This window comes from Mesorhizobium sp. WSM4884 (assembly GCF_029625675.1).
GTDB lineage: Bacteria > Pseudomonadota > Alphaproteobacteria > Rhizobiales > Rhizobiaceae > Mesorhizobium.
Window position 1 is genome coordinate 423,216 of the sequence record NZ_JARTVO010000002.1, and the last position, 19,689, is coordinate 442,904.

The 19,689-nt window shown below is 64.8% G+C and carries 18 protein-coding genes; 16 read left to right on the forward strand and 2 right to left on the reverse strand.

Annotated features, from left to right (window positions below; all coding sequences use genetic code 11):
- The first annotated feature begins 6 nt into the window (after positions 1-6).
- The 16 genes from P9236_RS04665 to P9236_RS04740 all read left to right on the forward strand — a co-directional run bounded on the left by P9236_RS04665 (position 7) and on the right by P9236_RS04740 (position 15,018).
- Positions 7-792, forward strand: coding sequence for a glucose 1-dehydrogenase (locus P9236_RS04665; RefSeq protein ID WP_278073418.1), 786 nt, complete (start codon positions 7-9; stop codon positions 790-792).
- A 139-nt stretch (positions 793-931) separates the two neighbouring features.
- Positions 932-1,663 carry a helix-turn-helix domain-containing protein gene (locus tag P9236_RS04670; RefSeq protein WP_278073419.1) on the forward strand — a complete coding sequence of 244 codons (732 nt, stop codon included), beginning with the start codon at positions 932-934 and terminating at the stop codon, positions 1,661-1,663.
- A 306-nt stretch (positions 1,664-1,969) separates the two neighbouring features.
- Positions 1,970-2,257 (forward strand): hypothetical protein, encoded by a 288-nt coding sequence (locus P9236_RS04675; protein ID WP_278073420.1) that lies wholly within the window; start codon positions 1,970-1,972, stop codon positions 2,255-2,257.
- A gap of 11 nt (positions 2,258-2,268) precedes the next feature.
- A complete protein-coding gene (locus tag P9236_RS04680) occupies positions 2,269-2,646 on the forward strand; it encodes a hypothetical protein (RefSeq protein ID WP_278073421.1) in 378 nt (125 codons plus the stop codon).
- Between the two features lie 39 nt (positions 2,647-2,685).
- On the forward strand, positions 2,686-2,841 hold the full coding sequence (locus tag P9236_RS04685; RefSeq protein WP_278073552.1) for a hypothetical protein: 156 nt from the start codon (positions 2,686-2,688) through the stop codon (positions 2,839-2,841).
- Positions 2,842-2,855: 14 nt separating this feature from the next.
- A complete protein-coding gene (locus P9236_RS04690) occupies positions 2,856-4,259 on the forward strand; it encodes an amino acid permease (RefSeq protein WP_278073422.1) in 1,404 nt (467 codons plus the stop codon).
- 46 nt (positions 4,260-4,305) lie between these two features.
- Positions 4,306-4,995, forward strand: a complete 690-nt coding sequence (locus P9236_RS04695) for a hypothetical protein (protein WP_278073423.1) — start codon at positions 4,306-4,308, stop codon at positions 4,993-4,995.
- Complete coding sequence (locus P9236_RS04700) at positions 4,992-5,324, forward strand: hypothetical protein (protein ID WP_278073424.1); 333 nt, start codon at positions 4,992-4,994, stop codon at positions 5,322-5,324. Before P9236_RS04695 ends, P9236_RS04700 begins: the two co-directional genes overlap by 4 nt.
- An 85-nt stretch (positions 5,325-5,409) precedes the next feature.
- Complete coding sequence (locus P9236_RS04705) at positions 5,410-6,306, forward strand: glutamine amidotransferase family protein (RefSeq protein WP_278073425.1); 897 nt, start codon at positions 5,410-5,412, stop codon at positions 6,304-6,306.
- A gap of 19 nt (positions 6,307-6,325) precedes the next feature.
- Positions 6,326-7,042: a GXGXG domain-containing protein gene (locus P9236_RS04710; protein WP_278073547.1), complete on the forward strand. Its 717-nt coding sequence runs from the start codon at positions 6,326-6,328 to the stop codon at positions 7,040-7,042.
- Positions 7,043-7,050: 8 nt separating this feature from the next.
- Entirely contained in the window at positions 7,051-8,379 is a 1,329-nt protein-coding gene (locus tag P9236_RS04715) for an FMN-binding glutamate synthase family protein (RefSeq protein ID WP_278073426.1), read from the forward strand.
- Between the two features lie 61 nt (positions 8,380-8,440).
- Positions 8,441-9,748 (forward strand): type III glutamate--ammonia ligase, encoded by a 1,308-nt coding sequence (gene glnT / locus P9236_RS04720; RefSeq protein ID WP_278073427.1) that lies wholly within the window; start codon positions 8,441-8,443, stop codon positions 9,746-9,748.
- Between the two features lie 72 nt (positions 9,749-9,820).
- A complete protein-coding gene (locus tag P9236_RS04725; protein WP_278073428.1) occupies positions 9,821-11,074 on the forward strand; it encodes a sarcosine oxidase subunit beta family protein in 1,254 nt (417 codons plus the stop codon).
- Positions 11,075-11,142: 68 nt separating this feature from the next.
- Positions 11,143-11,418, forward strand: a complete 276-nt coding sequence (locus P9236_RS04730; RefSeq protein ID WP_278073429.1) for a sarcosine oxidase subunit delta — start codon at positions 11,143-11,145, stop codon at positions 11,416-11,418.
- A complete protein-coding gene (locus P9236_RS04735) occupies positions 11,418-14,399 on the forward strand; it encodes a sarcosine oxidase subunit alpha (protein WP_278073430.1) in 2,982 nt (993 codons plus the stop codon). The genes P9236_RS04730 and P9236_RS04735 overlap by 1 nt, the downstream gene beginning before the upstream one ends.
- Complete coding sequence (locus P9236_RS04740) at positions 14,392-15,018, forward strand: sarcosine oxidase subunit gamma (protein ID WP_278073431.1); 627 nt, start codon at positions 14,392-14,394, stop codon at positions 15,016-15,018. The genes P9236_RS04735 and P9236_RS04740 overlap by 8 nt, the downstream gene beginning before the upstream one ends.
- An 84-nt stretch (positions 15,019-15,102) precedes the next feature.
- On the opposite strand, the gene P9236_RS04745 is transcribed toward P9236_RS04740, so the two are convergent.
- Positions 15,103-18,252, reverse strand: a complete 3,150-nt coding sequence (locus P9236_RS04745; RefSeq protein WP_278073432.1) for an efflux RND transporter permease subunit — start codon at positions 18,250-18,252, stop codon at positions 15,103-15,105.
- A gap of 248 nt (positions 18,253-18,500) precedes the next feature.
- Positions 18,501-19,667, reverse strand: coding sequence for an efflux RND transporter periplasmic adaptor subunit (locus P9236_RS04750; protein ID WP_278073433.1), 1,167 nt, complete (start codon positions 19,665-19,667; stop codon positions 18,501-18,503).
- Positions 19,668-19,689: the final 22 nt, after the last annotated feature.

Sequence of the window (19,689 nt, forward strand, 5' to 3'; positions counted from 1 at the left end):
GAGAAAATGCAGAAGCGTTTTGAAGGAAAGACGGCGGTCGTCACGGGGGCCAGCGGCGGCATCGGTGCGGCCATGGCGAGACGCTTCGCGGCGGAAGGCGCGGCGGTCGTGGTCAGCGCCATCGATGCGCGCGTCGACGAGGTCGCGGCGAGCCTGAAGGCGTCGGGCGCCAAGGTCGCCACGATACGCATGGACGTGACCAAGAAGGACGAGGTGGCGGCACTCTACGATCTCGCCGAAAAGGAGTTCGGCCGCGTCGACATCTCGGTGCAGAACGCCGGCGTCATCACGATCGCGAAAATCGAGGCGATGACGGAGGCCGAGTGGGACAAGGTGATGGCGGTGAACACCAAAGGCGTGTTCCTGTGCTGCCAGGAAGCGATCGCGCGCATGCGCAAGCACGGCGAAGGCGGTCGGCTGATCAACACCGCATCCGGCCAGGCGCGACAGGGTTTCATCTACACGCCGCATTACGCCGCCTCGAAGTTCGGCGTCGTCGGCATCACCCAGAGCCTCGCCAAGGAAGTGGCCAAGGAAAAGATCACCGTCAACGCCATCTGCCCCGGCATCATCGACACCGACATGTGGGCCTATAACGATACCGCCTGGGGCAAGCTGCTCGGCGACTACAAGCCGGGCGAGCTGATGGCGGAATGGGTGAAGAACATCCCGATGGGACGCGCCGGCAGCGGCGAGGATGTCTCGGGCCTGGTGAGTTTTCTCGCCAGCGACGATGCCGCCTACATCACTGGACAGACCATCAATGTCGACGGCGGCCTGATCATGTCGTGAGTCGGCTCATGCCTCGAGGCGACGGGCGGCGCCAAGGCCGCGTCGGCACAAGATGGCTTGCCGCAGTCGTTGCGCTCCTGTATCGCCACCGAATATGTTCACCGTGAGTGAAATAAATCGGCGGAAAGTTGAGGGCGCCATGGCGAAGAGGACTGTCAACACCAAGCCTTCCGATGCGGCCGCCCAAGCCAAGCCGTCGCCGAAGGGCGTTTCGGCGGACGGGCGAACCATCCGAACCATCCGCGCGCCGCTGACGCAGAACCCGCATGCCATCCGCGACACGCGCGAGAAAGTGCTGGAGGTGGCGATCGGCCATGAGGTGCGCGCCTTCCGCAAGAAGCTCGGCATCACGGTCGCCGATCTCGCCGCCGCCACCGACATCTCGCTCGGCATGCTGTCGAAGATCGAGAACGGCATCACCTCGCCATCGCTGACCACGCTGCAGGCGCTGTCGCGGGCACTCGGCGTGCCGGTCACCGCCTTCTTCCGCCGCTTCGAGGAGGAACGCGCCGCCGTCTTCGTCAAGGCCGGCGAAGGTGTCGACGTCGAGCGCCGCGGCACGCGTGCCGGTCACCAGTACAATCTGCTCGGCCATATCGGCGCGAACACCAGCGGCGTCGTCGTCGAGCCCTATCTGATCACGCTGACCGAAGATTCGGACGTGTTCCCGACCTTCCAGCATGCGGGCATGGAGTTCCTCTACATGCTCGAGGGCGAGGTCGTGTACCGGCACGGCAGCCATCTCTATCCGATGAAGCCGGGCGACAGCCTGTTCTTCGACGCCGACGCGCCGCATGGGCCGGAAGAACTGACACAGCTACCGATGCGCTATCTCTCGATCATCTGCTATCCGCAGAACAGCACGAGCTGACCTGCCGGCAAGCCAAGCACCGGCTGCCACCGCTCGATCCGCATCTTGCCGCCCGCCATGCGATGCATCTGCGTCGGCTTTTGCCGGCCGGTGCCAGCGCGCCGCCAGCTTGTGGTAATTTCCTGCAGGCAAACAGTTTTTATCCACAGGCAAAGCGGCGGACCGGCACCAAACGGCTTGCCGAACGTAAAACCGTCTTGACAACGTCGCGGTTCGGGCGGAATTTATGAAAAAAATTTCACTCTGTTGAAAGAGTGGACGCCCGGCCGCTTCGGGGCCGGACGTCGAGAAAAGGGGAAAAAACCGATGTCCGACCTGCAGCAGCGCATCGAAGCGCTGTACCGTTCCGACGTGCGCGGATCCGTGCTCCTGATCGTCTGCCTATGGGCGACGATCCTCTTCGTCCTCCTGATGACCTGGGCCTACATCCCAGACAGCGGGATCAAGCTCGTGGTGGTGATCGCGGCCGCCGCGGTGCTGATCTTCAACACCGCCGCCATCCTGGCGATGCTCAACCACTACAAGGAAGACAAGGATTTCATCTACGGCCTCGACATCAAGAACGCCGACGCGTTCCGCAACCGCCAGTCCTGAAGGGAGAAACCATGTCCCGCTACATCCCGCCGGAGCAGAACAAGGCCGGTCAGATCTTCGACATCGCCGTCGTCGTGGTCGCCATCTTCGTGGCGCTGTGGCTGCCGCTGAAACTCGGCCTCGCCGGCGCGGCCAAGTCGATCGATGCGCTCGACACCAAGACCTGGGACGCGCTCGGCCAGAACGCGACCATGGCCGCGGTCTGGGAAAAGCTCGGCTACACGCCGGAGACGGCGCATGACGTCATCCGCAACCATTTCCACTACATCATCGACTGGCCGACGCTGATCATCATGGCGATCGTGCTGATCGCCTATTTCGTCTTCCTGTTCCGCGCCTCCGATCGCGAATATCGCGAGGTGATCAACGAAAAATTCGACGACAAGTAAGCTTTCGACGACATGTAATTCGGGGACACGATCATGTGGATGACAGTCTCTTACGCATGCTGGGGCATCTCGATCCTGCTCGCGCTGTGGATGCTCTACGACTGGTTCAAGGTCGACACGACCTATTCCGAGGATGTGCTGACCTCCTCGCGCGAAGGCGAGCTTGAAGCCGTCTCCGAAAAGCACCGGATCTGAGTGGAGCCTCACCAATGACAGTCGCGGTTGAAACGAGAGAAACGGTAATCCACGGCGACCGGGTCTCGCTGCTTCGCGTGCTCGGCCCCGCCCATGTCTGGGCGCTCGGCGTCGGCATCGTGCTTGTCGGCGAGTTCACCGGCTGGAACTTCGCCGCCGACAAGGGCGGCGCGCTGGCCGCGCTGATCGTCTGCTGGATCGTCGGCCTGCTTTACACCTCGGTCGCCATGATAGACTCCGAGGTGACCTCCACCGTCGCCGCCGCCGGCGGCCAGTACGCGCAGGCCAAGCACATCGTCGGGCCGCTGATGGCCTTCAACGTCGCGCTGTTCCTGGTGTTTGCCTACACCATGCTCGAAGTGTCGGACGCCATCCTGCTCGGCGACACCATCGTCGCCAAGGCGGGCGTCGAGGGACTGACGCACAATTCCTTCATCGCCGCGACCATCGTGGTGTTGGCATGGCTCAATTATCGCGGCGTGCTGATGACGCTCAACGTCAACTTCATCATCACCGCGATCGCCTATATCTCGATCGTCGTCCTGTTCTTCTCGGTGAGCCCGTGGACGCAAGGTGCGGTGCTGAAGCTCAACGAGCTGGTCACGCCCGGCAACGCACTGCCCTATGGCTGGATCGGCGTGATCGCCGCCTTCCAGTTCGGCATCTGGTATTATCTCGGCATCGAAGGCACCACGCAGGCGGCCGAGGAAGTACGCTCGCCGGCGCGCTCCCTGCCCTACGGCACGATGGCCGGCATGATCACCCTTCTGATCGCCGCAGCCATGACCTGGTATGTCTGCGCCTCGCTGATGCCGTGGGAGTATCTCGGCATCACCTACTATCCGCTGTGGGACGCCGGCAAGCTGACAGGCAGCCCGCTGCTCGAGAACTTGCTGTTCATCGCGACGCTGCTTGCAGCACTTGCTTCCGCCAATGGCTGCATCAACGACGCGGCGCGTGCCTGGTTCTCGCTCGGCCGCGACCGCTATCTGCCGAGCTGGTTCTCGGCCGTGCATCCGAAATACCGCACGCCCTACCGCTCGATCCTGTTCCTGCTGCCGATCGCGCTAGCCTTCGCCTTCATCGCCGACCTCAACCAGGCGATCACCTTCTCGATCCTGTCGGGCGTGCTGCAGTACACCTTCATGAGCATCAACATCATGATGTTCCGCAAAAAGTGGCCGCTAGGTTCGATCCGCCGCGGCTACACGCATCCCTTCCATCCGCTGCCGGCGATCGTCTTGTTCTGCCTATGCGTGGTGACCTTCTTCGCCATCTTCCTCGGCTTCGGCTCGCAGCTTATCGCGATGACCATCTTCTATTTCCTGATCTCGCTGTGGTTCCACTTCTACCGCTACAAGTTCGTGCGCCGCGGCGACCAGTTCACCATGCCGTGGCCGAAGCCGCAGGGCTATTGAACGGAAAAAACCCGCCGCCCCGGCGGCGGGTTTTTGGCGTGTCGAGATGTCCGAGTTGATGTCAGTCTTGCTTACCGGAGCGATCGCGCTTGCCGTCGTCCTCCACCTCGTCTGGCTTGCGCGCGCCAGCCGCAACAAGGCCTGGGCCGCGCTCGCCGCCGACGCGGCCGCCATCCGCGCGGTCATCCCCGATGCCATCGACGTCTCCGACGGCACGGCCGGCGTCGCCACCTGGGCCGGTTCCTGGAATGGCGAGCGCGCGCAGGTGCGCACCATCGTCGACACGCTCGCCACCCGAAAGCTTCCGACGCGCTGGCTGAGCGTGACGATCACCGAACCGGTCGCGGTGCCGGGCGTTTTCGACATGATGATGCGGCCGGGATCGCCGACGACCTTCTCCAATTTCGATCATCTCGAGCACACGCTGCCGAAGGTAACAGCGTTCCCCGCCGAAGCAGTGCTCAGGACCGATCGCCGCGGCGTCGCTTTCCCGCAGGACTTGATCGCCGCGCATGCCGGAATCTTCGCCGAAAGCCGCGCCAAGGAACTGCTGATCACGCCGAAGGGCGTGCGCATCGTCTGGCTGCTGGCGCAGGCCGACCGGGCGCGTTACGGCGTGTACCGCCAAGCCGCATTCGGCGACGCGAGGCTCGATCCGGCCTTGCTCGAAGAGCTGCTTGCGACCGCATCCTCGCTTCGCCATGCGATCAACAAGCGCGAAAGGCAGGCCGCATGACCGACGCCACCAATCCCGCCACCCGGCCTTCGAATCCCTATCTAGTGCTGGCCTCGGCGATCGTCCTGCCGGGTAGCGGGCATGTCGTGCTCGGCTTGCCGGCGCGCGGCCTGCAGTTCCTGTTCTTCATGGTGATCCTCGGCTGGGTGACGACCAAGGTGGCGCCTGCCGACGCCAGCTTCATCGGCCGCCATGCCGGCGGCTTCCTCATCTATGCGCTGTCGATCCTCGATGCCTACAGGATTGCGCGCATCCGCCACGCGATATGGGCCCAACGGAGCCATCCGGACGGCAACGGCACCACAAGCGGCGCGAAAGCGGACATATAATCAGAGGAAAATTTCTTTCATACCATTGAATTCCCCCATATCATTCGGTACATCATCAGGGGAGCCATAAACATTGGAGGCTGACATGTGCGGAATCGTCGGACTTTTCCTGAAGGACAAGGCGCTGGAGCCGAAGCTCGGCGCGATGCTGTCGGAAATGCTGATCTCGCTCAGCGACCGCGGTCCGGACAGCGCCGGCATCGCCATCTATGGCGCGGCAACCGGCAACGAGGCCAAGATCACCGTGCAGTCGCCGAAGCCCGATCGCGATTTCCGCGGCCTCGACGCCGAGCTCGCCAAGGCGATCGGCGCGCCGGTGAGCGTCGCGGTGAAGTCGACGCATGCGGTGATCAGGACCACGCCGGACAAGGTCGACGCGGCGCGCGAAGCGCTGCAGTCGCTCAGGCCAGACCTCCGCATCATGGGTGCCGGCGAAGCGGTCGAGATCTACAAGGAAGTCGGCCTGCCGGCAGCCGTCGTCGATCGCTTCGACGTGCGCTCGATGACCGGCACGCACGGCATCGGCCATACCCGGATGGCGACGGAGTCGGCGGTCACGACAATGGGCGCGCATCCCTTCTCGACCGGCGCCGACCAGTGCCTGGTGCACAACGGCTCGCTGTCCAACCACAACAATGTCCGGCGCGAGCTGGTGCGCGAGGGCATGACGTTCGAGACCGAGAACGACACCGAGGTGGCGGCCGCCTATCTCTCCAACCGGATGGCGCATGGCAAGAATCTCGGCGAGGCGCTGGAGGGCACGCTTTCCGACCTCGATGGTTTCTTCACTTTCGTGGTCGGCACCAAGAACGGCTTCGGCGTAGTTCGCGATCCGATCGCCTGCAAGCCTGCCGTGATGGCCGAGACCGACCAGTATGTCGCCTTCGGCTCGGAATATCGCGCGCTCACCAAGCTGCCCGGCATAGACAATGCGAGGGTCTGGGAACCGGAGCCCGCAACCGTCTATTTCTGGGAGCATTGAGTTCATGCCTGCAACACCCATGCCGAAGGCGCAGCGCGAGCAAGGCCATGCGAGGGTCTTCGACCTCGGCCAGCAGTCGTTGCGCGAGCTGAACCAGGCTCTTCACAATCTCGTCCCCGGCTCGAACGAGACCGCCTGGGAAGTGCTCAATCCAAAAGGCAGCCATTCCGTCGCCGTCGGCGTCGACCAGCCGGTCAGCATCGATGTGCGCGGCAGCGTCGGCTACTATTGCGCCGGCATGAATGATGGTGCCGCCATCACCGTGCATGGCTCGGCCGGACCAGGCGTCGGCGAGAACATGATGTCCGGCTCGATCGTGGTCAAAGGCGACGCCAGCCAATATGCCGGCGCCACCGGCCGCGGCGGCCTGCTGGTCATCGAGGGCAACGCCTCCTCGCGCTGCGGCATCTCGATGAAGGGCATCGACATCGTTGTGCACGGCAATATCGGCCACATGTCGGCCTTCATGGCGCAGTCCGGCAATCTGGTTGTGCTGGGCGATGCCGGCGATGCCTTGGGCGACTCCATCTACGAGGCGCGGCTCTTCGTGCGCGGCAAGGTCGAGAGCCTTGGCGCCGACTGCATCGCCAAGGAGATGCGGCCCGAGCATATCGAACTCCTGCAGGGCCTGCTCGACCGCGCCGGCATCACCGGCGTGAAGCCATCGGAATTCAAGCGCTACGGCTCGGCGCGCAAGCTTTACAATTTCAACATCGACAACGCCGACGCGTATTGAGGACAGAAATGGCCTATCACAATCCTCCCACGACGCCGCGCAGATCCGCGACCTTCGACGACTACACGCTTTCCGAAATCCGCCGCGCGGCCGCCACCGGCATCTATGACATCCGCGGCGGCGGCGCAAAGCGCAAGGTTCCGCATTTCGACGACCTTCTGTTCCTCGGCGCTTCAATCTCGCGCTATCCGCTCGAAGGCTATCGCGAGCGTTGCGACACCAACGTGGTGCTCGGGTCGCGCCACGCCAAGAAGCCGATCGAGCTCAAGATTCCGATCACAATCGCCGGCATGAGTTTCGGCTCGCTCTCCGGTCCGGCCAAGGAAGCCTTGGGACGCGGTGCGACGCTTTCCGGCACCTCGACCACTACCGGCGACGGCGGCATGACCGAGGAAGAGCGCGGCCATTCGAAGACGCTGGTCTATCAGTACCTGCCGTCGCGCTACGGCATGAACCCGCGCGATCTGCGCCGCGCCGACGCGATCGAAGTCGTCGTCGGTCAAGGCGCAAAGCCAGGCGGCGGCGGCATGCTGCTCGGCCAGAAGATTTCCGATCGCGTCGCCGAGATGCGCACCCTGCCCAAAGGCATCGACCAGCGCTCGGCCTCGCGCCATCCCGACTGGACCGGGCCGGACGATCTCGAGATCAAGATCCTCGAGCTCCGCGAGATCACCGACTGGGAAAAGCCGATCTACGTCAAGGTCGGCGGCGCCCGCCCCTATTACGACACAGCACTTGCGGTGAAGGCCGGCGCCGACGTGGTGGTGGTCGACGGCATGCAGGGCGGCACAGCTGCAACCCAGGAAGTCTTCATCGAGAATGTCGGCCAGCCGACGCTCGCCTGCATCAGGCCAGCGGTGCAGGCGCTGCAGGATCTCGGCATGCACCGCAAAGTGCAGTTGATCGTCTCGGGCGGCATCCGCAACGGCGCCGATGTCGCCAAGGCGCTGGCGCTTGGCGTCGATGCCGTCTCCATCGGCACGGCGGCACTCGTCGCGCTCGGCGACAACGATCCGCGCTGGGAGGCGGATTACAACGCGCTCGGCACCACCGCCGGCGCCTATGACGACTGGCACGAAGGCAAGGACCCCGCGGGCATCACCACGCAGGACCCCGAGCTGATGAAGCGGGTCGACCCGATCGCCGCGGGGCGTCGGCTCGCGAATTATTTGAAGGTCATGACACTCGAAGCGCAAACGATCGCGCGCGCGTGCGGCAAGAACAGCCTGCACAATCTCGAACCGGAGGACCTCGTCTCGCTCACCATCGAAGCGGCCGCCATGGCGGGCGTGCCGCTTGCCGGCACCAACTGGATACCAGGGAAGAACGGCTTCTGATCAACGAAGGGCCAAGACCCATATGCCGTGGGCCATGGCCGACAAAAAATGGGGAACTGGTGTGACTAAAGATCTTGCAGAATTCGCGAGGGCGAAAAACGTCAAATATTTCATGATCTCCTACACCGACCTGTTCGGCGGGCAGCGCGCCAAGCTGGTGCCGGCACAGGCGATCGCCGATATGCAGAAGGACGGCGCGGGATTCGCCGGCTTCGCCACGTGGCTCGATCTGACGCCGGCGCATCCCGACATGCTGGCGGTGCCGGATCCGGATTCGGTGATTCAGTTGCCATGGAAGCCCGACGTCGCCTGGGTGGCGGCCACCTGCGTGATGGACGACAAGCTCGTCGACCAGGCGCCGCGCAACACGCTGAAGCGGGTGATCGAAGAGGCCGCCCGCGACGGCATGCATGTCAAGACCGGCATCGAGGCGGAGTTCTTCCTGATCTCGCCGGACGGCAGCGCCATCTCCGACCAGTACGATACCGCATCCAAGCCCTGCTACGACCAGCAGGCGGTGATGCGACGCTACGACGTCATCGCCGAGATCTGCGACCACATGCTGGCGTTGGGCTGGGGCCCGTATCAGAACGACCATGAGGACGCCAACGGCCAGTTCGAGATGAACTGGACCTTCGACCATGCGCTGGCGACCGCCGACAAGCACTCCTTCTTCAAATTCATGGTCAAGTCGATTGCGGAGAAACATGGCCTGCGCGCGACTTTCATGCCGAAACCGTTCCAGGGCCTGACCGGCAATGGCTGCCATGCGCACATTTCGGTGTGGGACGAAACCGGCAAGAACAATGTCTTCGCCGACAACTCTGAGGAGCTCGGCCTGTCCGCCAAGGGCAGGAATTTTCTCGGCGGCATCATGAAGCATGCCTCGGCGCTTGCCGCGATCACCAACCCGACGGTCAACTCCTACAAGCGCATCAACGCGCCGCGCACCATTTCGGGCGCGACCTGGGCGCCGAATACGGTGACCTGGACCGGCAACAACCGCACCCACATGGTGCGCGTGCCGGGACCGGGGCGCTTCGAGCTGCGCCTGCCCGACGGCGCCGCCAACCCCTATCTGCTGCAGGCCGTCATTGTCGCCGCCGGCCTCGACGGCATCCGCTCCAAGGCCGACCCCGGCAAGCGCTACGACATCGACATGTACCAGTTCGGCCATACGGTGACCGATGCGCCGAAGCTGCCGCTCAACCTGCTCGATGCGCTGCGCGAGTTCGACAATGATGAATCGCTGAAGACGGCGCTGGGTGAGGAATTTTCGTCGGCATATCTAAAGCTGAAGCAGCAGGAATGGAATTCCTATGCTTCGCACTTCACGCAGTGGGAGCGCGACCACACGCTGGACATCTAGAGCATCGGACCCTGATGAATCCGATGCGTACGGCAGGTTCCGGCTTGGGGCGAGCGGCCTCGGAATGATTTTATGAAATACTCGATCTTCTCGCTCGCCCGCGCCGCTCTCTCCGGCCACAAGAACTGGAAGCCAACCTGGCGGGACGCGCCGCCCAAGGATCGCTACGACGTGGTGATCATCGGTGGTGGCGGCCACGGGCTGGCGACGGCCTGGTTCCTCGCCAGCGAGTTCGGCATCCGCAATGTCGCAGTGCTGGAGAAGGGCTGGATCGGTTCCGGCAATGCCGGCCGCAACACCACCATCATCCGCTCCAATTACGGCCTGCCCGGCAACACCGGCTTCTACGAATTGTCGATGAAGCTGTGGGAGCGGATGGAGCAGGATCTCAACTACAACGCAATGGTCAGCCAGCGCGGCGTGATCAATCTCTACCATTCCGACGCGCAGCGCGACGCCTTTGCCCGGCGCGGCAACACCATGCGCATCAACGGCATCGACGCGGAGCTGCTCGACCAGACGGCGCTCAAGAAGATGATGCCGTTCCTGAACTTCGACAATGCGCGCTTTCCCGTCCAGGGTGGCTTGCTGCAGCGGCGCGGCGGCACGGCGCGGCACGACGCGGTGGTGTGGGGCTACGCGCACGCGGCAAGCGAGCTCGGCGTCGACATCGTCCAGAACTGCGAGGTCACCGGCTTCGTGCGCGACGCCAACGGCAAGGTGACCGGCGTCGAGACCTCGCGCGGCCGCATCGGCGCCGGCAAGGTCGGCATGGCAGTGGCCGGCTCCTCGTCGCGCGTCGCGGCGATGGCGGGACTGCGGCTGCCGATCGAAAGCCATGTATTGCAGGCCTTCGTCTCGGAAGCGATCAAACCGCTCTTGCCCAACGTCATGACCTTCGGCGCCGGGCATTTCTATGTCAGCCAGTCCGACAAGGGCGGGCTGGTCTTCGGTGGCGACATCGACGGCTACAATTCCTATGCCCAGCGCGGCAATCTGCCGGTCATGGAGGATGTCTGCGAAGGCGGCATGGCGCTGATCCCAATGATCGGCCGCGTGCGGCTCCTGCGCCAGTGGGGCGGCATCATGGACATGTCGATGGACGGCTCGCCGATCATCGACAAGAGCCCGGTCGACGGCCTCTACATCAATGCCGGCTGGTGCTATGGCGGCTTCAAGGCGACGCCGGGCTCAGGCTTCGTCTTTGCTCATCTGATCGCGCGCGATCAATCGCACAAGGAAGCCGCGCTCTTCCGCCTCGACCGGTTCCAGCGCGGCGCCATGATCGACGAGAAGGGCCAGGGCGCCCAACCGAACCTTCATTAGGGATAGAGCATGATGTTATCCAAAAACCGCTTCACACTTTTTGGCGTCATGCTCTGAAAGACCCTGCGATGCGCATAGTCTGTCCCTTCTGCGGCGAACGCGAACTCGGCGAGTTCACCTATCTCGGCGACGCCAAGCCGCAACGTCCCTCCGCGGACGCCGGCGAGGACGCCGTCTACGACTACGTCTACCTGCGCGACAACATCGCCGGCGTGATGAGCGAGCACTGGTACCATGGCGGCGGCTGCCGGGCCTGGCTGAAGGTCACGCGCAACACGCTGACGCACGAGATTTCGGCCGTCGAGCCGGCAGCGGGCGCCGGCGCCGCCAAGGTTGGTGCGTGATGCGTGGCAACCAGGCAAATCGTCTGGCCGCGGGCGGCCTCATCGACCGGTCGGACGAGCTCAGCTTCCGCTTCGACGGCAAGACCCTCTTCGGCTTCAAGGGCGACACGCTCGCCTCCGCGCTGGTCGCCAACGGCGTCAAGCTGGTCGGCCGCTCGTTCAAATATCATCGTCCGCGCGGCATTCTGACGGCGGGCTCTGAAGAACCGAACGCGCTGGTCGAGCTGCGCAGCGGCGCGAGGCGCGAGCCGAACACCAAGGCGACGATCGCCGAACTTTATGACGGCCTCGAAGCCGCCAGCCAGAACCGCTGGCCGTCGCTCAGCTTCGACGTCATGTCGGTCAACCAGCTGTTCGCGCCGATCTTCGTCGCCGGCTTCTACTACAAGACCTTCATGTGGCCGGCGAAGTTCTGGGAAGCGATCTACGAGCCGGCGATCCGCCGCGCCGCCGGCCTCGGGCGCGCGGCGGGTGTCCCCGATCCCGATCACTATGACAAGGCCTGGGCGCATTGCGACGTGGTGATCGCCGGCTCCGGCCCGGCCGGGCTGGCTGCGGCTTTGGCTGCCGGCCGCAGTGGCGCGCGCGTCATTCTGTGCGAGGAGGATTTTGTCCTCGGCGGACGGCTGCTTGCCGATGGCGGCACGATCGACGGCTTGCCGGCAGCCGAGTGGATCACGCGCACGGTTGCCGAGCTCGAGACCATGCCGGATGTGCGCATCATGACGCGCACGACGCTGTTCGGCGTCTATGACGGCGGCACCTATGGCGCGATCGAGCGCGTCAACGACCATCTGCCGGTGCCGCCGGAGCATCAGGTGCGGCAGCGGCTGTGGCGGATCGTCGCCAAGCGCTGCGTCGTCGCGGCGGGCGCGCTCGAACGTCCCATCGTCTTTGCCGCCAACGACACGCCGGGCGTGATGATGGCGTCCGCCATGCGCAGCTACATCAACCGCTATGCCGCGACACCGGCGAGGCGGATCGCACTCTTCACCAACAACGAAGATGGCTGGCGCACGATCGAAACAGCGATCGCCGCCGGGCTGCAGGTCGCGGCAGTGATCGACGCGCGAGCCGAGGTTTCGCCTGCGCATCGCTCGCTCGCCTCCAAGGGCGGCTTCCCGGTTCTGAACGGCTCCGTCAGCGGTGTCGATGGCGGCAAGGACGGCGTGCGCAAGATTTCGGTTTCGCTTGCCGGTGGGGCGCGCGCCGAGGTCGAAGCCGATGGGCTTGCGATCTCCGGCGGCTGGAACCCGGCGGTCGGCCTCACCTCCTACCATCGCGGCCGGCCGAAATGGCGCGACGACATCGCCGCCTTCGTGCCGGATGGCGCCCCGCCCGGCATAGTGGCCGCAGGCGCCGCCAATGGAGCCTTCGGGCTTGGAGCATGTTTGCGCGAAGGGTTCGAGGCGGGTGCTGCCGCGGCGCGCGATACGGGGCACAGCGGAAATGTCGGCTCGATGCCGGCTGCCGACGACGAGGCCTTTTCGCTCACGCCGCTCTGGCATGTCGCCGGCAAAGGCAAGGCCTTCGTCGACCAGCAGCACGACGTCACCGCTTCCGACGTCGAGCTGGCGCAGCGCGAAGGTTTCGAGTCGGTCGAGCATCTGAAGCGCTACACCACGCTCGGCATGGCGACCGACCAGGGCAAGACCTCCAACGTCGCCGGCCTCGCCATCATGGCGGCGGTCACCGGTAAGTCCATCCCCGAGACGGGCACGACAATCTACCGGCCGCCCTACGTGCCTGTCGCCATCGGCGCCTTCGCCGGCCATCACCGCGACGAGAATTTCCACGCGACGCGGTTGACGCCGTCGCACCATTGGGCGGCCGAGCAGGGCGCCGTCTTCGTCGACACCGGCCTGTGGAAGCGCGCGCAATGGTACCCGCGCGCCGGCGAGAAGGACTGGCTGGAATCGGTGACCCGCGAGGTCAGGGCGGTGCGAAGCGGCGTCGGCTTCTGCGATGTCTCGACGCTCGGCAAGATCGACGTGCACGGTCCGGATGCCGGCGCCTTCCTCGACCGCGTCTACATCAACGCCTTCTCCAGCCTCGCCGTCGGCAAGGCGCGTTACGGGCTGATGCTCCGCGAGGACGGCATCGTCTATGATGACGGCACGACCTCGCGGCTGGCGGAGGACCATTATTTCCTCACCACCACGACGGCCAAGGCCGGGCCGGTGATGCAGCATCTCGAATTTTGCCGCCAGGTGCTGTTCCCCGAACTCGATGTGCAGCTGACCTCGGTCTCCGACCAGTGGGCGCAGTTCTCGATCGCCGGACCGAAGACACGGGACCTTTTGAGGGAAATCGTCGATCCGGCCGAGGACTTGTCGAACGAGGGTTTCCCGTTCATGGGCGCGCGGGAAGTCGAGCTGCGCGGAGGCATCAAGGCCAGGCTGTTCCGCATCTCCTTCTCCGGCGAGATGGCGTTCGAGATTTCGGTGCCGGCGCGCTACGGCGAAGCGCTGGCGCGCAACCTGATGATCGCCGGCAAGCCTTTCGGCGTGACGCCTTACGGCACGGAGGCGCTTGGCGTGATGCGCATCGAGAAAGGTCACGTCGCCGGGCCTGAGCTCAACGGCACGACCACCGCAGCCGATCTTGGCCTCGGCAAGATGATGTCGACCAAGAAGGATTTCGTCGGCCGCGTCATGGCCCGCCGCGAGGCGCTGGTTTCGCCGGACCGGCAGGTGGTGGTCGGCATCAAGCCGACCGACAAGGCGCGTCGCCTGCGCTCCGGCGCGCATATCATTCCGAAGGGCGAGACGCCCGACCCCGACAACGACCAGGGCTATGTCACCTCGGTCTGCTTCTCGCCGGTGCTCGACCAGTGGATCGGGCTTGGGCTGGTCGAGCGCGGCCGCGAGCGCATCGGCGAGATCGTGCGGGCGCATGATCTGCTGCGCGGCGAGGAGTACGATGTCGAGCTCTGCAATTCCGTCTTCTACGATCCGGATGGGGGGCGCCAGCGTGGCTGAGTTTTCCTGGGATGTCCGCAGCCCGCTGGACCGCGCGCTCGTCGTGGGGCCGTATGGCGCGCAGGGCGAAGCCAGCGTGTTGCTGACCGAGATCCGCAATTTCGGCCTGATCCAAGTGATGGCGCGGCGCGGCAAGGCGGCCGAGACGCGCAAGGCCGCAAAAGCCCGCTTCGGCGTCACCGCGCCGGAAACACCGAATGCAGTCAGCACGGCCGACGCCACGCTGATCTGGTCGGGGCCGGACCAGTTCCTCGTGCTGTCGAGAGGCGGCAGTCACACGATGGAGACGCTTGCCCCGGCGTTTGCCGGTTCGGCCTCGCTTTCGGACCAGTCGCATGCGCGGGCGCTGATCAGCGTTTCCGGCCCCGAGGGTCGCACGATGCTGGCCAAGCTGTCGTCGATCGACCTGCACCCCGATGTGTTTCCCATCGGCGCGGCTGCCGCGACCTCGATGGACCACACCAGCGTCACTCTGTGGCGCGGCAAGGATCGGGCTGACGGCCAGGCCGTCTTCAACCTGCTGGTGTTCGCGACTTTCGCCGAGAGCTTGTGGCACACCATGCTCGATGCGGCCGCCGAATACGGCGTGGCGATCGCGCATTCCGAAGACCTCGGCTGACAGCCGATCTCCTCGCTGCCCCAAAAGCCGCATCATCCGCCACCGGCTTTCGCCGATGGCGGATGATTTGAGGTTGCCACCTTCTTATTCCGCAGCCAAAGCCAGTTGCGGTCTTTCGATGCCTTCGATCTGTTCCGGCTCCGGCGCCTGCTCGTCGGTCTTCGCCTTCTTGGGCTCGCGGCCGAAGAACAGGGCATAGCCCGCCGGCAGCACCAGGATGGTGAGCACCGTGGCGACCAGGATGCCGCCCATCATAGCGTAGGCGAGCGGGCCCCAGAACACGGCGCGCGAGATCGGGATCAGCGCCAGCACGGCAGTCAGCGCCGTCAGCATGATCGGCCGGAAGCGGCGCACGGCGGCACCGACGATCGCCTCCGATCGCTCCATGCCCGCCGCGATGTCCTGGTCGATCTGGTCGACCAGGATGATCGAGTTGCGCATGATGATGCCGAGCAGCGCGATGACCCCGAGGATGGCGACGAAGCCGAACGGCGCGCCGCTGATCAGAAGCGCCGCGGCAGCGCCGATGATGCCCAGCGGACCGGTGGCCAGCACCAGCATCGACTTGCCGAAGTGCTGCAGCTGGACCATCAGCAATATGACGATGATGGCGAGCATGATCGGCGCCTTGGCCGCGATCGAGGCCTGGCTTTCGGCCGAGTCTTCGGCGCCGCCTTGGATCTCGATCTTGTAGCCGGGCGCGAGGCCGGCGCGCAGATCCTTCATGTCGTTGTACATCTTGGTGACGACGTCGTTCGACTGCACGCCGTCCGGCAGCGTGCCGCGCACGCTGATCGTCGGCAGACGGTCACGCCGCCACTCTATGCCCTGCTCCATCACTGGAACCACCTTGGCCACCTGCGACAGCGGCACCGAACCGCCGAAGTCGGTCGGGATGTAGACCGAGTCGACCGAGGAGAGCAGATGACGGCTCGCTTCCGGCTCGCGGGCGACGATCGAGACCGTCTCCTCGCCGTCGCGGAAATCGTCGAGCGGCGCGCCGGACATGGTGGCCTGCAGCATCTGGCGGATGCGCTGCGAGGTGACGCCGAGCGCACGGGCGCGGTCCTGGTCGATCACCAGCTTCATCGCCGGCACCGGCTCCAGCCAGTCGTCATGGACGGCGCCGAGCAGCGGGTTCGCCTGGAACCTCGCCTTCACCTCGTCGGCGATGCGGCGCACCTCCTTGCGGTCCGGACCCATGACACGCATCTGCACCGGCCAGCCGGTCGGCGGACCGAGGAAGAGACGATCGACCTTGGCGCGGATCGAGGGGAAGTCCTTGGCGAGGATGCCGCGCAGCTTGACGATCAGCCGCTCGCGCGCCGGCTCGTCCTTGGCCATCACCAGGAGCTGGGCGAAATTCGGATTCCTGAGCTGCTGGTCGAGCGGCAGGAAGAAGCGCGGCGCGCCCTCGCCGATGTAAGTGGCGATGAAGCGCTTGTCCTGGTCGTCCATCATCCGGGCTTCGAGCGCCTTGGCCTGGTTCTCGACCTCCCTGATAGAAGTGCCTTCCGGCAGCCAGAGATCGACCAGTATTTCCGGACGCGAAGACTGCGGGAAGAAGTTCTGCGGAATGAACTGGAAGGCCCACAGGCTGGTGGCGAAGGTGACCAGCGTCATCACCAGCACGATGATGCGATGACGCACGGCCCAGGTGACCGTCGCGCGCAGGCGCCGATAGAAGCGCGTGTCGAAAACGTCGTGATGGGTGCCGGCGTGCTTGCGCTGCTTCAGGATCATGTAGCCCAGCCACGGCGTGAAATAGACCGCGACGAACCACGACACGACGAGCGCGATGCCGACCACGTAGAACAGCGTACGCACATATTCGCCGGCGGTGGAGGCCGCAAAGCCGACCGGGATGAAGCCGGCGGTGGTGATCAGCGTGCCGGTGAGCATCGGGAAGGCGGTCGAGGTATAGGCGAAGCTCGCCGCCTCGATCTTGACCAACCCCTCCTCCAGCTTTCGCTCCATCATCTCGACGACGATCATGGCGTCGTCGACCAAAAGACCGAGCGCGATGATCAGCGCGCCGAGCGAGATGCGCTGCAGGTCGATGCCGATCTCGTACATGATGGCGAAGGTGGCGGCCAGAACCAACGGAATGGCGATCGCGATCACCAGGCCGGAGCGCCAGCCGATCGAGAGGAAGGACACTACGAGCACGATGAGCAGCGCTTCACCGAGCGCCTCCATGAACTCGTTGACGGCATCCTTGACGACCTCGGGCTGGTCGGAAATCTGGTCGACCGCGACGCCATAAGGCAGGCCTTCCTCGAAGCGCTTGTAGGTCGCCTCGACATCCTTGCCGACGTCCCTGACATTGAAGCCCTTGGCCATGACGACGCCGACCTGGACGCTCTCATGGCCGTTGAAGCGGTACTTGCGCTGATAGGGATCCTCGAGGCCCGAGGTGACGGTGGCGATCTCGCCGAGACGCGTCACCTGGTTGCCGGCGCGCAACCTCAGCTCACGGATATCGGCCGCCCTGGTGACGTCGCCTTCGACCGAGATGCGGACCGAGCGCAGGCCGGTGTCGACCGAGCCCGCCGGATCGACGGCGTTCTGCCCCTTCACCGCATTCTGCAGGTCGACGATTGTCAGGCCGCGCTCGGCGAGCGCCTTGGACGAGACGTCGATGTAGATCTTCTCGGGCTGGTCGCCGATGATGACGGCCTTCTCGACGCCGGGCGTCGTCAGCAGCATGTCGCGCGCCTGGATGGCGAACTTCTTCAGCTCCGGATAGGTGAAACCGTCGCCGCTGATCGAATGCAGCGTGATGAAGGTGTCGCCGAACTCGTCGTTGAAATAGGGGCCGAGCAGGCCTTGCGGCAGCTCATTGGCGATGTCCCCGACCTTCTTGCGCACCTGGTAGAAGGCGTCCTTGACCTGTTCAGGGTTGGTGTCGCCCTTGACCTGCAGGGTGATGATGGCGCTGCCGGCGCGCGTGTAGGAGCGGACGAAATCGAGATGCGGCGTTTCCTGCAGCTTGCGCTCGATCTTGTTGACGACCTGGTCCTCCATGTCCTGGATCGAGGCGCCCGGCCATACCGCCTGCACCACCATGACGCGGAAGGTAAAATCCGGATCTTCCTTCTGGCCCATGCGCATCAGCCCGAGCGCGCCGGCCAGGATAATCAGGCCGAACAGGAAACGCGCGATGCTCGGATGCCCGATCGCCCAGCGCGAGAGGTTGAAAGGCCGCTTTTCGGTGCTGCTGTCGGTGGTCATGGCGCAAGTCCAGTCCAATTGGTCGGCAAAGCACGCTTGCCATCTATTCGTGAATTCTCGGTCGGGCTTCCGGGCGGCGAGCACCTCAAGCGGAGAGAGACTCGCAATCGCGCTGGACGCGGCCGTGGTGCGGGGGATACCAAAGGCCAGCGTCTCGTCGATCGGGCGCATTCGCCGCCCGGAACCCATGCTCTCCCCGGCTCGCGGCTCGCGCAGCGAGTGCGGGAAAGGCGTTCGTGTGCCTCGCTTTAGCGAAGACTGCTGGTAGCAGCGACGTCGTCCTCCGCCGAAGCGGATTGCTGGGCGATGTCGCCGGAAAGCTTGACCTTCAGGTTCTCGGTCATGAATTGCGTACCGGCGGCTACCACCACGTCGCCCTGCTTCAGGCCATCGGCCACGGCGACACCGTCGGCGGTGAAATTGGCAATTTTGATCGGCCGCGGATGGACCGTGTCCGAGGTACGGTCGACCGTCCAGACGATATGCTTGCCGTCCTTCTCAGCCATCGCGGTCAGCGGGATCGACACCAACTGGGCCTTGCTGCCGACGGTCGCCTCGACATTGGCGGTCATGCCGAGCAGCACGCGCGGATCGTCGGGGAGCGACACCCGGACCGCGAAGGTGCGCGACTGCGCATCGGCGCTTCCCGCCACCTCACGGACCTTGCCGTCGAGGGTCAGGCCCTCGTCCGACCAGAAGCTCGCCTTGACCTCTTTGCCCGGGCGGAAGCCGGCGATGTCCATTTCGGGCACGGCGATCAGCACTTCCTTCTCGCCATCGACGGCAACGGTCATCACCGGCGTGCCGGCGCCGACCACCTGGCCGATATCGGCTGAAATGGCGGTGACGATGCCAGCCCTGCTGGCCTTGAGATCGGTGTAATGGACCTGGTTCTGTGCCTGGGCGAGCGTCGAACGGGCGGCATCGCGCGTCGCCACCGCCTGGTCGTAGCTCAGCGCCGCCTGATCGAGCTGCGACTTCGGCGCGAAGTTCTTGGCATAGAGCTGCTCAGCGCGCTTCTTGGCGAGATCGACCGTTTCGACCTGGCGCTCGGCGGCGTCGAGGCTCGCCTGCGCGCTCTTCACCGACAGCTGGTAGTCGGAGGGATCGATGCGGGCCAGAACGTCGCCCTCGTTCACATGCTGGCCGATGTCGACGAGACGCTCGGTGACCTTGCCGGCGATGCGGAAGCCGAGATTCATCTCCGTGCGGGCGCGCACCGAACCGGAATAATCGAGCTGGCGGGTGGTCTCAGCCTTGCCGATCTCGACCACTTTCACCGGGCGGACGACTTCCTCGACGACCGCTGCCTTTTCCTGGCTGCAGCCGGCGAGGCCGAGCGCCGCCACGATGACGCCGACGACCGGAAGGCCGGCGGCCGGCAGCTTGCGGATGATGGAACTGGACAAAGACACCTTAGCACTCCCGAACTGGAAA